The 15,341-nt window shown below is 69.3% G+C and carries 16 protein-coding genes; 9 read left to right on the forward strand and 7 right to left on the reverse strand.

Annotation, left to right across the window (positions count from 1 at the left end; all coding sequences use genetic code 11):
* Positions 1-89 precede the first annotated feature (89 nt).
* The 7 genes from KM295_RS03630 (at position 90) to KM295_RS03660 (ending at position 6,473) form a co-directional block, all read left to right on the forward strand.
* The gene (locus KM295_RS03630; protein ID WP_256028507.1) at positions 90-1,808 is read left to right on the forward strand and encodes a radical SAM protein; all 1,719 of its coding nucleotides are present in this window, start codon (positions 90-92) and stop codon (positions 1,806-1,808) included.
* Positions 1,809-1,889: 81 nt separating this feature from the next.
* Entirely contained in the window at positions 1,890-2,519 is a 630-nt protein-coding gene (locus tag KM295_RS03635; RefSeq protein ID WP_256028508.1) for an HAD family hydrolase, read from the forward strand.
* Positions 2,516-3,436, forward strand: coding sequence for an adenosylcobinamide-phosphate synthase CbiB (gene cbiB / locus KM295_RS03640; RefSeq protein ID WP_256028509.1), 921 nt, complete (start codon positions 2,516-2,518; stop codon positions 3,434-3,436). The genes KM295_RS03635 and cbiB overlap by 4 nt, the downstream gene beginning before the upstream one ends.
* Positions 3,427-4,194, forward strand: coding sequence for an adenosylcobinamide-GDP ribazoletransferase (cobS, locus tag KM295_RS03645; protein ID WP_256028510.1), 768 nt, complete (start codon positions 3,427-3,429; stop codon positions 4,192-4,194). Before cbiB ends, cobS begins: the two co-directional genes overlap by 10 nt.
* A complete protein-coding gene (locus KM295_RS03650; RefSeq protein ID WP_418904737.1) occupies positions 4,179-4,781 on the forward strand; it encodes an NTP transferase domain-containing protein in 603 nt (200 codons plus the stop codon). The genes cobS and KM295_RS03650 overlap by 16 nt, the downstream gene beginning before the upstream one ends.
* The gene (cobD, locus tag KM295_RS03655; RefSeq protein ID WP_256028511.1) at positions 4,771-5,784 is read left to right on the forward strand and encodes a threonine-phosphate decarboxylase CobD; all 1,014 of its coding nucleotides are present in this window, start codon (positions 4,771-4,773) and stop codon (positions 5,782-5,784) included. The genes KM295_RS03650 and cobD overlap by 11 nt, the downstream gene beginning before the upstream one ends.
* Positions 5,784-6,473, forward strand: a complete 690-nt coding sequence (locus KM295_RS03660) for an adenosylcobinamide amidohydrolase (RefSeq protein WP_256028512.1) — start codon at positions 5,784-5,786, stop codon at positions 6,471-6,473. Before cobD ends, KM295_RS03660 begins: the two co-directional genes overlap by 1 nt.
* 17 nt (positions 6,474-6,490) lie before the next feature.
* On the opposite strand, the gene KM295_RS03665 is transcribed toward KM295_RS03660, so the two are convergent.
* Entirely contained in the window at positions 6,491-7,714 is a 1,224-nt protein-coding gene (locus tag KM295_RS03665; protein ID WP_256028513.1) for an MFS transporter, read from the reverse strand.
* Between the two features lie 84 nt (positions 7,715-7,798).
* On the opposite strand from KM295_RS03665, the gene KM295_RS03670 reads away from it, so the two are divergent.
* A complete protein-coding gene (locus KM295_RS03670; RefSeq protein ID WP_256028514.1) occupies positions 7,799-7,981 on the forward strand; it encodes a hypothetical protein in 183 nt (60 codons plus the stop codon).
* Positions 7,982-7,985: 4 nt separating this feature from the next.
* Here the strand turns inward: KM295_RS03670 and KM295_RS03675 are convergent, their stop codons facing one another.
* The 5 genes from KM295_RS03675 to KM295_RS03695 form a co-directional block, all read right to left on the reverse strand.
* On the reverse strand, positions 7,986-8,843 hold the full coding sequence (locus tag KM295_RS03675) for a hypothetical protein (RefSeq protein ID WP_256028515.1): 858 nt from the start codon (positions 8,841-8,843) through the stop codon (positions 7,986-7,988).
* Positions 8,844-8,903: 60 nt separating this feature from the next.
* Complete coding sequence (locus KM295_RS03680) at positions 8,904-10,343, reverse strand: MATE family efflux transporter (RefSeq protein WP_256028516.1); 1,440 nt, start codon at positions 10,341-10,343, stop codon at positions 8,904-8,906.
* 98 nt (positions 10,344-10,441) lie between these two features.
* Positions 10,442-11,749, reverse strand: coding sequence for a threonine synthase (thrC, locus tag KM295_RS03685; RefSeq protein ID WP_256028517.1), 1,308 nt, complete (start codon positions 11,747-11,749; stop codon positions 10,442-10,444).
* Positions 11,750-12,178: 429 nt separating this feature from the next.
* On the reverse strand, positions 12,179-12,421 hold the full coding sequence (locus tag KM295_RS03690) for a DUF8001 family protein (protein ID WP_256028518.1): 243 nt from the start codon (positions 12,419-12,421) through the stop codon (positions 12,179-12,181).
* Positions 12,422-12,477: 56 nt separating this feature from the next.
* On the reverse strand, positions 12,478-13,314 hold the full coding sequence (locus tag KM295_RS03695; protein ID WP_256028519.1) for a 2,3,4,5-tetrahydropyridine-2,6-dicarboxylate N-succinyltransferase: 837 nt from the start codon (positions 13,312-13,314) through the stop codon (positions 12,478-12,480).
* Between the two features lie 113 nt (positions 13,315-13,427).
* On the opposite strand from KM295_RS03695, the gene htpX reads away from it, so the two are divergent.
* Positions 13,428-14,294, forward strand: coding sequence for a zinc metalloprotease HtpX (gene htpX / locus KM295_RS03700; protein ID WP_256028520.1), 867 nt, complete (start codon positions 13,428-13,430; stop codon positions 14,292-14,294).
* On the opposite strand, the gene KM295_RS03705 is transcribed toward htpX, so the two are convergent.
* A complete protein-coding gene (locus KM295_RS03705) occupies positions 14,291-15,295 on the reverse strand; it encodes an AI-2E family transporter (RefSeq protein WP_256028521.1) in 1,005 nt (334 codons plus the stop codon). The genes htpX and KM295_RS03705 overlap by 4 nt on opposite strands.
* Positions 15,296-15,341 lie beyond the last annotated feature (46 nt).

The raw sequence follows: 15,341 nt of genomic DNA on the forward strand, positions 1-15,341 counted from the left end.
TTCAACCCGGACGACGCCTCACCGCCGGGAACACTCCCCTTCCCCTTCTATCCGCATCCGTTTTACCGCTCGACACCGTTCGCTTCGGTATGAACGATCCGGCGGATCTCGATCTGACGATCGTCGACGGCTACGTCGACGAGCCCGCCCACTTCGGCGTCCCGCCGTACATCTCGACGTATCCCCGCTTTGCCGCCGGGGCCGCCGTCGACGCCGGCGTCGATCCGGCCGCGATCACGTATCACACCATCGACGAGCTCCGCGAGGACCGATCGCGGTACCGGGACGTGGCCGAGGCCGACCTGTTCGTCTACGTCGGCGGGATGACCGTCCCCGGCAACTACGTCGGCGGCACGCCGGCCGAACCCGACGAGGTCAAGGAACTCGCCTGGGCCGCCGAGGGGACGAGCGTCATGGGGGGACCCGTCCGGTTCGGCGTCGGCGAGGCCAACGAGGGGGCGACGGAGACGAAACGGCAGAACCTCGATTACGATTTCCTCGCGATGGCAGACATCGAGGCCGCCGTCTACGATCTCGTCCACAGCGGGCTCGAGGGTTTCGAGGATCGCTACCGCGATAACGACGAACTCGACCGGTGGGCCCGGAAGGGCGCGTTCCTCATCGAGCAACACCCCGACCATCCGGACTATCTCATCTGTGAGATGGAAACCTCCCGTGGCTGTCCGTACCGGTGTTCCTTTTGCACCGAGCCGATGTACGGCGACCCAAGCTTCCGGTCGCCCCCTTCGGTCGTCGGGGAGGTCGACGCGCTGGCCGGCCACGGCGCCCGGCACTTCCGGCTCGGCCGGCAGGCCGACATCCTCGCGTACGGCGGTGACGGCGAGGCGCCGAACCCCGAGGCGCTGGAGGCGCTGTATTCGGGGATACACGAGGCGGTCCCGGAGCTCGGGACGCTCCATCTGGACAACATGAACCCCGTGACGATCACCGAGTACCCCGAGCGCTCTCGGGAGGGGATCCGGATCATCGCGGAGTACAACACACCGGGCGATACGGCCGCTTTCGGGCTCGAATCGGCCGACCCCGTCGTCCAAGAGGAGAACAACCTCCTCGTGACCGCTGAGGAGTGTCTCGAGGCCGTCCGGATCGTCAACGAGGAAGGCGGCTGGCGACCGGGCGAGGAGCCGGGATCGGGACCCTCCCTCGACCCGAACGCCGACCGGCTGCCGAAGCTCCTGCCGGGGATCAACCTCGTCCACGGGCTGGCCGGCGAGCGAGCCGAGACCTTCGAGCACAACAAGCAGTTCCTGCGGGACGTCTACGAGGCGGGGCTGATGGTCCGCCGGATCAACATCCGGCAGGTGATGGCCTTCGAGGGGACCGAGATGGCCGAAACGGGCGCTTCGATCGCCGACGACCACAAACAGCAGTTCAAGAAATACAAACGCGAAGTGCGCGAGGAGATCGACAACCCGATGCTACAGCGGGTCGCCCCGCCCGGGACCGTCCTCCCGAACGTCTATCTGGAGTACCACCAGGACGGGACGACCTTCGGTCGACAACTCGGGACCTACGCACTGCTCGTCGGAATCCCCGGCGAGCGCGAACTCGGCCGGACCGTCGACGTCGCCGTGACGGACCACGGCTTCCGGTCGGTCTCGGGTGTTCCGTACCCGCTCGATATCAACAGCGCCTCGATGGACGAACTCCGGGCGCTCCCGGGCGTCGGGAAACAGCGTGCCGGCAACATCGTCGTCGAGAGACCCTACGACACCGCCGCGGCGGCGACCGACGGGCTGGATCTCTCGCGGTTCTGTACGGCGACCGCCCACGAACGCCCGCGGTGACGCCCGGAGGCGGCCGAACCCTCGGCCGATATTCCGGCCGTCCCGCGAGATTCAAGTCGGCCGCCCCACTACCGCGGCGTAGTGTCAGTCTCGTTCGATCTGTTCGGCACGCTCGTCGACGCCGATATCCCGGACGACCCCGCGACGGCCGTCGCCGAGGAACTCCGGGCCCGTGACGTCTCCGTCCCTTCGGATTTCGGCGCCGCCTACCGCGAGGTCCACATCGACGCCCCCGAAGGGGCGGAGGTCCCGCTGCCGGCACACGTCGCCGCCGCGCTCTCCTCTCGCGGCGTCGACGCGCCGAACAACGCCGCCCGGGGGGCGGTCGTCGCCGCGTTCGATCCGACCGTCACCCGGCGGGCGGGCGCGCTTGAAGCGATCGAGGCCGCGGCCGAACGCGGCCCGATCGGGCTCTGCTCGAACTGTAGTGTCCCCGAACTTGTCGGCCGAACGCTGATCCGTGCGGACCTCCGTGGGCGGTTCGACACCGTCGTCACGAGCGTCAGTTGCGGCTGGCGAAAGCCCGACGTACGGGCCTTCGAGGCGGTCGCGGACGGCCTCGGCGCCGACGTCGATTTTCTCGCCCACGTCGGCGATGACCCCGAGACGGACGGCGGGATCGAGGCCGCCGGCGGACGGTTCCTCGACGTCTCCGAGGTCCCACTGTCGACGCTCGAAGACCGTCTCGATCCCGGGGAGTCCGGCCCGTGATCGCTCCGGGGCCCGCGGTCGTCGTCGCCGTCGCCGTCGCGGGCGGCCTCGAGACGGCGGTCGGCGAACCGCCGGGCCGGTACCATCCAGTCGCGTTTCTCGGAGGGCTCATCGGGCGACTCGAAGCGAGGAAGTTCGGCGTCCCCCGCTTCGCCGGGGCGTTCTATGCCGTCTCGGTTCCCCTCGGCAGCGCGATCGTCGTCTACGGGCTGGTATGGTCCGCGGGCGCGGTCCACTCTATCGCCGCCGCGGTGCTTTCGGGCGTCGTCCTCTGGGTCGCCTCCAGCCTCCGAATGCTGCTCGGGAGCGCCCGCAGCGTGATCGAGGCGAGCGACGACGATACCGACGCCGCCCGGGAGGCCCTGCCCGCGCTCGTCGGACGGGACACCGGGGGCCTGTCGCCCGAACTCGTCCGGAGCGCCGCGATCGAGAGCCTCGCGGAGAACCTCTCCGACGGGTTGATCGCGCCGCTTTCGGCGTTTCTCGCCCTCTCGTTCGTTTCTATCCCGGCCGCGGCCGCGGCCGCGGCGTTCCTCAAGGCCACGAACACCATGGACTCGATGCTCGGGTATCCCGGCCCCCTGGGGTGGGGAAGCGCCCGACTCGACGATCTGTTCATGCTCCTGCCGGCGCGGATCACGGCCGTCCTCATTTCGCTTTCGGCCGGGGATCCAGACGCGCCGCTTCGCGCCCGCCGATACGCCTACAAGCCCGCGTCACCGAACGCCGGATGGCCGATGGGAACGCTCGCCGCTGTCCTGGACGTTCGACTCGAGAAACCCGGCGCCTACGTCCTCAACGACGTCGCCGCCGGACCGACCGAACGCGACGGGTACGCCGCGATCGCGCTGACGAAGCGGGCCGGGGGGATCGCCTATCTACTCGCCGCGATTGCGGGGGTGTTCCGGTGGCTCTGAGCGACCTCGCGGGCGGGCTCCGCGGCGGCGTCGCCTTCCTCACCCGGATCCCGGCTTCGACCCGCGAGGCCGACTGGGACCGGTTCCGGGCGTTCCCCGCCGCGTTCCCGCTCGTCGCCTACCCCGTCGGGGCGGTCGCGTCGGTACCCTTCCTCGCCGGCAGTCTCGCCGGCCTGCCCGACGCGACTGTCGCGTTCGGCTATCTGTCGGTTCTGGTCGTCCTCGTGGGGATCCCGCACCTCGACGGGGTCGCGGATCTCGGCGACGCCGCGGCGGCCCACGGCGCGGCCGCCCGACGCCGTGCGCTGAAGGATACGGAGACGGGCGTCGGCGCGATCGTCGCGGTCGCCGTCGTCTTGGTCGGCCTCGCCGTGGCGGCGCTGGAACTCGCCGCCGTCCCGACGCTCGCCGCCGTCGGCCTCGTCGTCGCGGGGGAGGTCGGCGCGAAACTCGGGATGGCGACCGTCGCCTGTCTGGGCACCGCGAGCCACGAGGGGCTCGGTTCGGCCTTTACACGGGGGGCGAGCCCGGCGCTGCTTTTGGGCCCCGTCCTCGTCTCGCTGCCGGCGGCACTTTTTTTACCGGCTGTCCCGGCCGCGGCCGCGGCCGTCGCCGCCGGCCCCCTCGTCGCCATCGTACTCGTCCGGTGGGCCGACCGAGCCCTCGGCGGCGTCAACGGCGACGTCTTCGGCGCGACGAACGAACTCGGCCGGGTGCTCGGCCTCCATGCGGGGGTGATCGTGTGGACGCTCTCGTGATGTGTGGCGGGGCGGGGACGCGGCTCGACCGCGGCGAGAAACCGCTCGTTTCGGTCGGCGACGAGCCGATGCTCGCACGCGTCCTCGGGGCGCTCGAGGCGAGCCGGACCGAGGCCGTCGTCGCCGCCACGTCGCCGCGGACGCCGGAAACGACGCGGTGGCTCGAGGACCGCGACGGAGTCGCGGTGATCGAGACCGCCGGCGAGGGGTACGTCGCCGACCTGACGAGCGCGCTCGAACACGTCGGTCGGCCGGTTCTGACGGTCGCCGCCGATCTCCCTTTGCTCGATCGTGGGATCGTCGATCGGACGATCGAGGCGTACGGGTCGGGCGCGTTGACGGTCTGTGTTCCTGCGGCGCTCAAACGCCAACTCGGCGTCAGCGTCGATTCGACACGCCGCCACGGCGGCCGTGAACTCGCGGCGACCGGGCTGAACGTCGTCGGCGCCGACGAGGCGGAAACAGTTCGTGTGAGCTACGACGCCAGACTCGCGGTCAACGTCAACAGACCCCACGACGCCGTGGTGGCCGGGGCGCTCGCCGGCGCGGCCGGAACGGAGGTGAACGCAAACGCCGATGGATCCTGACAGCGTCGACAGCGTCGACCGGGTACCGCACGGATCGAGCGACGAGCCGGACGTCCTCGATCTGAGCGCGAACATCAACCCCCGGACGCCGGCGGGGACCCGGGCCGTCTACGGGGCGGCTTTCGAGGACGCACGCTCGTACCCGAACGACGGCTACCCGGCCTACCGGGACGCGGCGGCCGGCTACGTCGGCTGTGATCCCGAGGCGGTCGTCCCGACCGCAGGCGGGCTTTCGGCGATCCGGCTCGCGATCGGCGTGACGGTCGCCCCCGGCGATCGGGCCCTCGTCCCGTACCCGTCTTTCGGGGAGTACGCCCGCGAGATCGAGTTGGCCGGCGGTCGTCCGGAGTTCGTTCCGTACGAGGAACTGCTCGAACGCGATCCCGCCGGATACGCGATGGCGATCGTCTGTACTCCGAACAACCCGACGGGCGAGTGTCCGCCGCCGGGCGACCTCCGTGCGTTCGCCGACCGGTGTGCGGCTGCGGGAACGACGCTTTTGGCCGACGAGGCGTTCCTCGGGTTCACCGACCGGGAGTCGCTGGCGGGTCGGGAAGGAGTCGTCGTCGCCCGCTCGCTGACGAAGCTCTTTGGGTTACCGGGCCTCCGGGCGGGGTTCGCGGTCGCGGAGGGAAACGCTCTCGATCGGCTACAGCGCGCCCGCCCGGCGTGGTCGCTCGGCGGTCCGGCCGCCGCCGTCGGCGCTCACGCCATGCGTGACGGCGGGTTCGTCGCCGAGACCCGACGCCGCCTCGCCCGCGAACGGGCAAACCTCCGGGCGGGACTGAGGGATCGCGGGTTCGACGTGACACCTTCGGAGGCTCCCTTCCTCCTCTGTGACGTCGGCGAACCGCCGGCGGAACTGCTTGCGGCCCTCCGCCGCAACGGTGTCGTCCTCCGGGACGCGACGACGTTTCGGGGGCTCGACCGCCACGTCAGGATCGCCGTTCGGGACCGGGAGGCGACCGACCGGCTGCTTTCGGTTCTCGATGAGGTGCGGTGATGTTCGGGTACGAGCGGACCGACGACCGGCTGACGCTGATCGGAGACGACGTCCGCTGGCTCTCGAACGGCGTCGGCGGCGGCTACGAGCGGAGCGACGCCGCCCACAACCTCACCGTCCCCGAGGGGTTCGACCGGACGGATCTCACGGATTACGTAGCGGAGCGGTTGGGCGAGCGCCCCGCAGGTCCGACGCTTCTCACCGGTGTCTCTCAGTCACACGCAAGGTGCGCCCGAGCGGGCACCGTCGAAGCCGTCGTGACGGCGGGTGTCTCGAACCCGGCGACACTGTCGGTTCCCGGTTCGTCGACGATCGATGCCCCGAACCGCCCCGACGGGGGATTCGAGCCGGGAACGGTCAACGTCTTCGTCGGGACGACGCGGACGCTCCCGGACAGCGGGCTGGCGGAACTGCTCGCGACGGCCGTCGAGGCGAAGACGGCGACGCTTCTCGAAACCGTCGGCTGTACCGGGACGACCAGCGACGCGGTCGCGGTCGGGTGCGTGCCGGACGGCGACCCCGCGCCCTTCGCCGGGAGCGCGACGCCGGTCGGCAACGCGGCCAGGGTCTGTGTCCGTGACGCGCTCTGTGCGGCGCTCGATTCGCGATACGGCGGGTCGCCCCCGGATCCGGTAACGACGGCCGAGGGAGCCGAAACGACCGGCGCCGCGACCGTCTTCAGACCCTGACTCCGAGCCCGGACCGATCAGTCGGCGTCGTCGAGATCCGAAAGCGAAACCCCCGCAAGCGCCGCGACGATCGCCGCGGCCGCGCTCAGGACGATCCCCGGCGTGAACGACCCCGTCAGGTCCCGGAGCGTGCCGATGAGCGCCGGACCGAGAAAGCCGCCGATCTCGCCGATAGCGAAGATGAGCCCGACGGCGGTGCCGGTCAGCGAGGGGCCGATCCCCTCCAGTTCGACGGGGACCGACCGGACGAGCGGCGAGAGCCCACCCATCCCGAACCCGACGAGGACGACAGGGATCGCAAGCGCGAGCACGAGCGTCGGCGTCGCGAGCAGTCCGAGGGCGCCGACCGCGCCCACCACGCCACATCCGGCGATCGAGAGCCGGAGCCGATCGAAACGCTCGGCGAGTGCGGGAACGACGACGACGCCGACCGCCTGTCCGGCCACGAGCAACGCGGTGACGCTCCCGGCGATCCCCGGATCGACGCCGCGCGTCTCGAGGACGGTGACGAGCCACCCCTGGATCCCGTGGAGGACGAACAGGTACATCGTCCCAAGGACGATCAAAAGCAGCATATCGCGGTGGCGAACGACGGCCCGGATATCGGCCAAAAGCGACCGTCGTTCGAACGTCCCGTCGCCGTCGTCGGCGTTCTGTCCCGGCGGGACGTACCACGCGGCGACGGCCCAGACCCCCGCGAACACTACTGCTGTCGTCCCGCTCGCGGCGAACAGCGGCCGCCACCCGCCGAGAAGCGGCCCGACGATCGGCCGGCCGACGGAAAAGGCCGTCGCGCTTCCCGCATACGAGAGAACGAGATACACCGAGGCGGCCCGCCCGACGAGTTCGGACGGATAGAGTTCGGCGGCGAGTTTCGGGAGCCCGAACGTGAGCCCGGTCGCGCCGACACCCATCAGAAGCGTCAACGCGAGCATCGTCGGGAAGTCGGCGGCGAACGCCCGACCGAACTGTCCGAGTCCCGCCAGCGCGACGCCGATACCGATGCCGTACCGGGCCCCGATCCGGTCGATGACGAGCCCGCTCAATAGCCCCAGCGGGATGTACGTGAGCGGGATCGCGCCGGTCAGGATCCCGGCCTGGGTCCCGCTCAACCCCAGCGTGTCGATGATCGGGGAGAGATACGCCGGCAGCGAAAACCAGACGAACATCAATGTCCCGTACCCGATCCCGCCGAGGGCGAGCAACACCGCGTTCCCGATCGTTTCCGGCCGGAACCTCATCGGACGCCGCTTCGATCGCCCCCGGTATAGGCGCTGTCGTCCCGCTCCGATACCGTTGTGTGGCCCCGATCCCAACCGCCAGCCATGCCCGCCCGTTATACCTGCGACGGCTGCGGGGCGGCGCTCGGCGCCCTCGAAGACCTCCACCGGGAGTCGACCCAGACGGGACGGTCGTGGTACTGTGGGTACTGCCGGACGCCGGTTCCGGACTCGATCGGCGAACGGCTCTCACACCGAAGCGACGGGTCGCCGACGGATCGGCGGTAGAACGCTATCCCCGAAGTCTGACCGAGACGTCCGCGAACCCACACGCCTCACACGACAGCATCGTCCGGCCGTCGAGAGTATACGCGGACAGGGGTGTCCCACACCGCGGACAGTCGTCGCCCGCAGTGACCCGGACGCTCTCGACTCCGGCGACGACCAGCCGGACCGTGAGTTCCCCCTCGAGGGCCGGGTCGACCGACCCGCCCCAGATGAGGTGCGCCTCGGGGCCGATCCGGTTTCGGACCGCCGAGACGGCCCCGTCGACGTCCGCGATGCTCATACCGGGTGGGCCGATCAGATCGACGAGGGCACCGCCCGCAGCGTCGGTTTCGACCCCGCCGGGCAGGGCGGCGATGGCGTCGCGGGCCGCCGCGGTCGGTTCGTCGATCGCCCCGGCCCCGACGCCGAGTACGGCGAGTTCGACTGGGCGAAACACCGTCTCTACGTCCGCCAGATCCACGTTGACGAGCCCGGTGTCCCGCACGACCGAGACGAGCGTGTCGACCGCCGCGGCCAGTCCCTCGATACCCCTCTCGGAGGTGAGGACGATCGCGTCGACGTGCGGTTCGATCGCATCCAGAACGGCCTGCTCGTCGGAGGTCGGCTGCTCCGGGACCGCCACGACGGCGAACCGGACGACCGCGTCCGGGAGCGAAGGAAACGCGAGGTCGGTCCCGTCCGATCGCCCCGCGTCGACGGCGAGTACGACCGCGTCCGGCGCCGGCGCCCCGTCGGCCACCCGCACTCCGTCGGCGTCGGCGAACCGAGCCGCGACCGACCGCCCGACGGCTTCGCCGCCGATCACGAGGACGGAGTCCTCGAGGGCGTTTTCGGGGATCGGATCGGGCTCGTCGGCCGTCATCGTCGGGTTATTCTCCCCCTCCGATATGACGGTTTGGACGATGCGGGCGACCGATACCGGTCAATCGTCGGCGGCGTCCGGGCGGTAACTCCGGCTGACCCGCTTCCAGACGCCCGACCGGAACCGGTAGTAGTTGAGCGCTGCCGGGACGGCCGTCTCGGCGAAGAAGGCGAGATACAGCCCGTAGATACCGAGCGGCGTTGTCGCCCCCAGATAGACGAGCGGGATCGACGCGCCGAAGACGCCGAGCGTCTGGCTGAAGAACGGCCACCGCGTGTCGCCGGCCGCATCCAGCGCCCCCGCCGCGCTGCCGGCGATTCCCCGCAACACGACGGCGACGCAGGCGACGCGGACCAGATCGCCCGCCAGCGGGACGGACGGTGCCGTCGGGTCGTCGACAAAAAGCGCCACGACCGGGTCGGTAAAGACGAAGACGGCCGCAGCCAGAAGGGCATAGACGGTCACGGAAAACCGGATGATGTCCCGGCCGTAGGCCGCCGCAGTCGCCTCCTCGCCCGTTCCGAGTTCCTGGCCGACCAGGCTGGAAGCGGCCAGCCCGAACCCCCAGCCGGGGGTATTCAACAGCCCCCACACCCGGCGGGCGATGACGAACGCGGAGACGACGTCCTGCCCGAAGACATCGAGGATCGCGAACATGGGGAACTCCGCGACCGTCCAGACGAGGTTCCGGCCCATGACCGGCAGCCCGATCGTGACCAGATCCGAGACGGTCGCGGGATCGACGTAGGAACCGAACGGGTCGACGGTGACCGGGAACGCGCCGGCGCCGGGAACCCGACCGGCCGCGAGGCCGACGGCGAACGCGGCGGTGACACAGACGTTCGAAAAGACCGTCCCGATCGCGGCCCCCGTGACGCCCATTCCCGCTCCGAATATCAAAACGGCGTTGATGCCGACGTTCAGGGCGGCGCCGCCGCCCCGAAGCACCATCGCCGTGTAGGCGTCGTCGGCGCCGACGAGGGTCCGGCTGCCGACGAGATTCAGCCCGGCGAAGGGGATCCCGAAGGCGACGAGCCGGAGGTACTCGCCGCCGAACCCGATCACCGCTGGATCGCTGCTCAACAGCCCGACGAGTTCGGGGGCGAACCCAAAGAAGCCGGCGGTGATCGGCACCGTCACGGCGACGACGAGGAGGGCGCTCGAGCGGACCGCGAGCCCGAGCCCCCGGTAGGCGTCCGCGCCGTACCGCTGGCTGACGAGGGCGATCGTGCCGCCGGCGACCCCGCCGCCGACGGCGAAAGCAACGCCCCAGAAGGGTCCGGCGATCCCGACGCCCGCGATGGCCGGCGAGCCGACGGCGACGCCGACCATCGCCACGTCGACCGCGTTCTTCGACATCCGGGCCAGCCCCGTGACGATCCGCGGCCAGGCGAGCTCGGTCGCCCGGCGGGCGCGCGCCTCCGAGACGAGACCGAGCCGGGCCAACGCGAGCCCGACGGCGAGAATCCCGAGTCGGGCGGGGTTCGGCAGACGGGACACGACAGTACGCTACCCGACCGGCGAGACACCCAAATATCTTCCCGTCCGGCGGCTGGACGGGGCCGCGAGGCGGCCCGGGTGACCGATCACGCGCGACGCTACCCGAAGAGTCTACCGAGCCGCCCGAGCAACCCCGACAAGCCGGTCCTGCCGGCCAGGTGTGCGAGCACCGCCTCGGTGCTGTCGCCGACCTGCTCGGGGTCGGCTCCGGCCGCGGCGGCCGCGTCGGGGTCTTTCAGCAGGTGACCGGTGGTCAGACAGACCACGTCCTCGCCGTCTTCGATCTCGCCCGCCGCCCGGAGTTTCCGGAGGCCGGCCACGGAGGCCGCCGAGGCCGGCTCGACGCCGATCCCCTCGCCGGCGATCGCCCGCTGGGCGTCGGTGATCTCCGAATCGGAGACGGCGACGGCTGTGCCGCCAGTCTCGCGGATCCCCGGTAGCGCCTTCGGCGCGTTGACCGGGTTGCCGATCCGGATCGCGGTCGCGACCGTCTCGACGTCCTCCCAGCGACGGGTGTCCTCGCGGCCCTCCTCGATCGCCTCGACCATCGGTGCTGCTCCCTCCGCCTGGACGCCCGTGAGCCTCGGGACGTCGCCCGGCGCCAGATCGCCGCCCGCGACCATCTCGCGGAAGCACTTGTACAGGGCGGCGGTGTTGCCTGCGTTGCCGACCGGCAGAATGACCCGGTCCGGGAACCGCCCCTCCTCGTCGTAGAACGCCTCCAGGATCTCGAGACCGATCGTCTTCTGGCCCTCCAGCCGGAACGGGTTCAGCGAATTCAGCAGGTACGCCTCCCCGCGGTCGGCCAGATCCTGGACGATATCGAGACAGGCATCGAAGTTGCCGTCGACCTCCAGAATGCGTGCGCCGTGGAGGCTGGCCTGTGCGATCTTGCCGGCGGCGACCTTGCCGGCCGGCAACAACACGAGCGTCTCCAGTCCCGCCCGGGCGCCGTAGGCCGAAAGCGCCGCCGAGGTGTTGCCCGTCGAGGCACACGCCAGCCGGTCGACGCCGAGTGCCTCGGCGACCCGGACGCCGACCGTCATCCCGCGGTCTTTGAACGATCCGGTGGGGTTCATCCCCTCATGTTTGAGCCGGAGGTTCCGGACGCCGACCTCGGATTCGAGCCCGGGCACCCGGTGTAACGGCGTATCGCCCTCCGGGAGCGTGACGCCCTCCTCGAAGGGGAGTGCGGCGCTGTATCGCCAGACGCCGCGGCCCTCGAACGCATCGAACGTCGGGTACTGCTCGTAACGGACTTCCAGCAGGCCGCCACAGGACTCACAGGTGTAGATGACCTCCTCAAAGGGCGGGTGTTTGTCGCCGCACTCGATACAGTGAAGCCAGACGCCGTTGCCGGCGACGTCGGGGCTATCGGGGCTGTCGGGAAGCGCGAGGTCTGCCATTATCGACCCTGCGGTACGGAGTCGCAAAAAGGGGCCGCTTTTCGTCGCACGCGCTATCCGGTGGATTCCTTCGGCCACAGACTGGCGGTTCGGTATCGCCGGACCGTCCTGTCGTCGCTCACGGACTCCGGGAATAGACGGCCTCTCGCTCCGTGAGTACAGTCCGAATATCGTCTCCGGTGTTGGGGTCGTCGGTCCGAAACCCTCGTAGCTGTCCGAGCGCTCCCGCGAACGCGCCGTCCCCTTCGATCACGAGAAACGGGTCCGGCCCGCCGGGAGGGAGCCGCCCGAATCGACACTGACGCCGTGGGCGGCCAGCCGCTCTTCGAGATCTGTCTCCCCGTCGCGCCGGTTGTTGAACAAGCGTTCCGGCAGATTTCTCCGCCCGGCAGGGATCGACGCCCGGCGGTACGCCCTCAGCGGGCCGTATCACTCCCCGTTCCGGGCGAACCCGAGGTTCTCGATGCACTCCCGCATGTCCGTCGCGTCGGTGTGTTTGTGGAGTATCGTCGGCGAATCGCAGTAGTAAATATCGCCATCGAACCGCAGCGTCAGTTCCTCGCTGGAACCCAGTACCTCCGTTCGGACGGTGAACCGCTCGCCGCGTTGGAGTCCCGAGATGATCTCCTCGACCGTCCGTTCGCCCGGCTCGATAACTGTCGCTTCGCTCATAGACCGTCTCGGTCCCGACGTATAAAGAGGCTGGCGGACCGCGTCGCGTCGGCGCGTCAGTTATCGCGCAGTGTGTCCTCCCGTTCCGTCGCTTCGAGCGTCTCCGCCTCGACGTCGGTCGCGACGACGGCTGGCTTGTAGGCGCCGCCATCGAAGAGGTCGTGCTCGCCGACGCTCGATTCGACGAACCGGCTAAACGCCCGGCGTTCGGGCGGGAGTTCGCCGTAGATGACCTCTTCTTCGACCAGATCGTAGACGGGGATCCGCGGCGTCAGGAGGGTGTTCTCGCCGACGACGCTGCCCTCCCCGACGACGAAGCCGGAGGTAACCCGACAGCCCGCACCCAGCGAGACGTCGTCCTCGACGACCACGGGAGCGGCCTCGACGGGTTCGAGGACACCCCCGATGAGCGTGTTCGCACCGAGTTTGACGCTGTCGCCGATCTGGGCCGCCGAGCCGACCGTGTCACAGGAATCGACGAGCGTACCGTCGCCGACGTACGCGCCGATGTTGACGAACGCCGGGCTCATCAGGATGGCGTCGTTGCCGACGTACGCGCCGCGTCGGATAACGGTTCCGTCCGGCGTGTTTCGGGTCCCGCGTCCCGGGAGGTCGTCGGTCTCTCGCAGGGGCAGTACGTCGTGGTACTCGACGCCGCCGTGAGTATGGGTTCGGATGCTCCGCAGCCCGAAGTTCAGGAGGATGCCCTCCTTCACCCAGCCGTTTGCTTCCCACTCGCCGCCGCGTTTCTCGGCGGCGCGGATCTCGCCGGCCTCGAGGGATTCGAGGAACTCCTCTAGGATGGCGCGTTCGTCCTCGCCGACCTCGTCGGCGGTGAGCCCGTCGTCGTAGCGGTGCTGGAGGTCCTCGATGTCGTCGCGGAGTACGCTCATTATCTCGGGGAACGGAAACGACGGACTTGGCTCTGTTGGAATCGGCCCCCGTTCGGCCAACTCCTCGTCCCCGACTGATATACTTTTAAACCATCAGGGACGAAACAACCGGTATGGACTGGCAAACCGACTGGGGGCTCCGTGCCCGCATGGGGTTTACGATGTTTCTGCTGTTCGCGCTGTATCTGGTCTTCATCGGGATACTGACGCTGTACTTCGATAACTTGCTCTTTGCGGCGGTCATGCTGGGGGCCTTCTCTATCGTCCAGTTCTTTTTCAGTGACAAACTCGCGCTCCGCTCGATGGGTGCGAAGACGGTCTCCGAGGCGGAGTATCCGGGGCTACACGCCCAGGTCGGTCGGCTCGCCCAGCAGGCCGACCTGCCGAAGCCGACCGTCGCCGTCGCCGACAGCCGGACGCCGAACGCCTTCGCGACCGGCCGGTCGCCCTCGAACGCGGCGGTCTGTGTGACGACCGGGCTGCTCCGGACGCTCGACGACGAGGAACTCGAGGGCGTGTTGGCCCACGAACTCGCCCACGTCAAGAACCGCGACGTGGCCGTGATGACGATCGCCTCGTTTCTCTCGACGATCGCTTTCTTCATCGTCCGGTGGGGCTGGCTCTTCGGCGGTCGCGGCCGGAACCAGGCGCCGCTTTTCGTCGCGATCGTCGTCTCGCTTCTCGTGTGGGTGATCTCGTTTCTGCTCATCCGCGCGCTCAGCCGCTACCGGGAGTTCGCCGCCGACCGTGGCGCCGCGACGATCACCGGTAACCCCTCGGCGCTGGCGACCGCGCTCATGAAGATCTCCGGGGGGATGGATCAGGTTCCCGAGGAGGACCTCCGCGAGCAGGCCGAAATGAACGCCTTCTTTATCATCCCGATCTCCCGGGGCTTTATCGGCAAACTCGCCTCGACGCACCCGTCGACCGAAAAGCGGATCGAGAAACTCCGCGAGCTCGAACGCGAGATGGAGCGTTAGGACATCCCCTTCTTTTGTCCGCCCTCCTCGCCGAGGAGATCGACGACCTCGACGAGCACCGCGACCACGAGCGGCCCCGCGATGACGCCGATGACCCCAACCGTGAGGACGCCGCCGACGAAGCCGACGAAATAGAGGCTCGAGGGGAGCTTCGCCCGGCTCGAGGCCAGCTGTGGCCGGACGATGAGGTCGGGCAACAGCCCGATGAGGAGCGGCCCCAGAACGACGACGCCGACCGCCCGCTCGGGCATACCGATCAGCACGTCGTAGCCCGCCAGCCCCACCGCCAGGAGTCCGGGGCCGAGAATCGGGATGAACTGCATGATCGCGGAGATGACCGACAACACGAAGACGTCCGGGTACCCGAGGAGGTAGAACACGACAAAGGCGATCGGGAACGTGAGCACGGCGGTCGCGGCCTGGATCACATAGATCGCATAGAGCGTGCCGGTGATCCGTCGGTGAATCGCGGTGACGATGTCGTGATACTCCGCGGGGATGATCTCGAAAGTGACCACCCCGACTGCCCGTGGGCGCAACAACAGCCCGTAGAGGACGAGGACGAACATCCCGAGCTGGAGTATGATGAAGACCGAATCGGCGGCGAGCGTGATGGCGAGGGACCGTAACGCTGTGGTCGCCGCCGAGACATACGACCCGATATCGAGCGGAACGACGAAGCCGAACAGCTCGACCGTGAGTTCCTCCGGGAGGCTGTTGAGCAGCGCCACGATCGCGCCGCGCCGTTGAAACAGCGTCACCACGATCGGGGCCAGAAGGACGAGCACGACGAGGAACGCCGCCGCCGTCACGACCGCGCTCGCCATCCGGCGCGGGACTCCTCGCGCCACAAGGCGGCTTCGGACCGGATACAGCACGTACGCCACCGTGACCGCAAAGAAGAGAGTACCGACGACGTTCCAGAGGACGGCGGCTGTGAGCACCCCGACGGCAGCCAACACCCCGGCGAGGACGTACTGACGGCGACGCACCGATGCCATGGAGTGCCGTTGTACCGGGGGGTTGAACTACTTTGCGCGGGATTTC

The organism is Natronomonas aquatica (assembly GCF_024449025.1).
Lineage (GTDB): Archaea > Halobacteriota > Halobacteria > Halobacteriales > Haloarculaceae > Natronomonas > Natronomonas aquatica.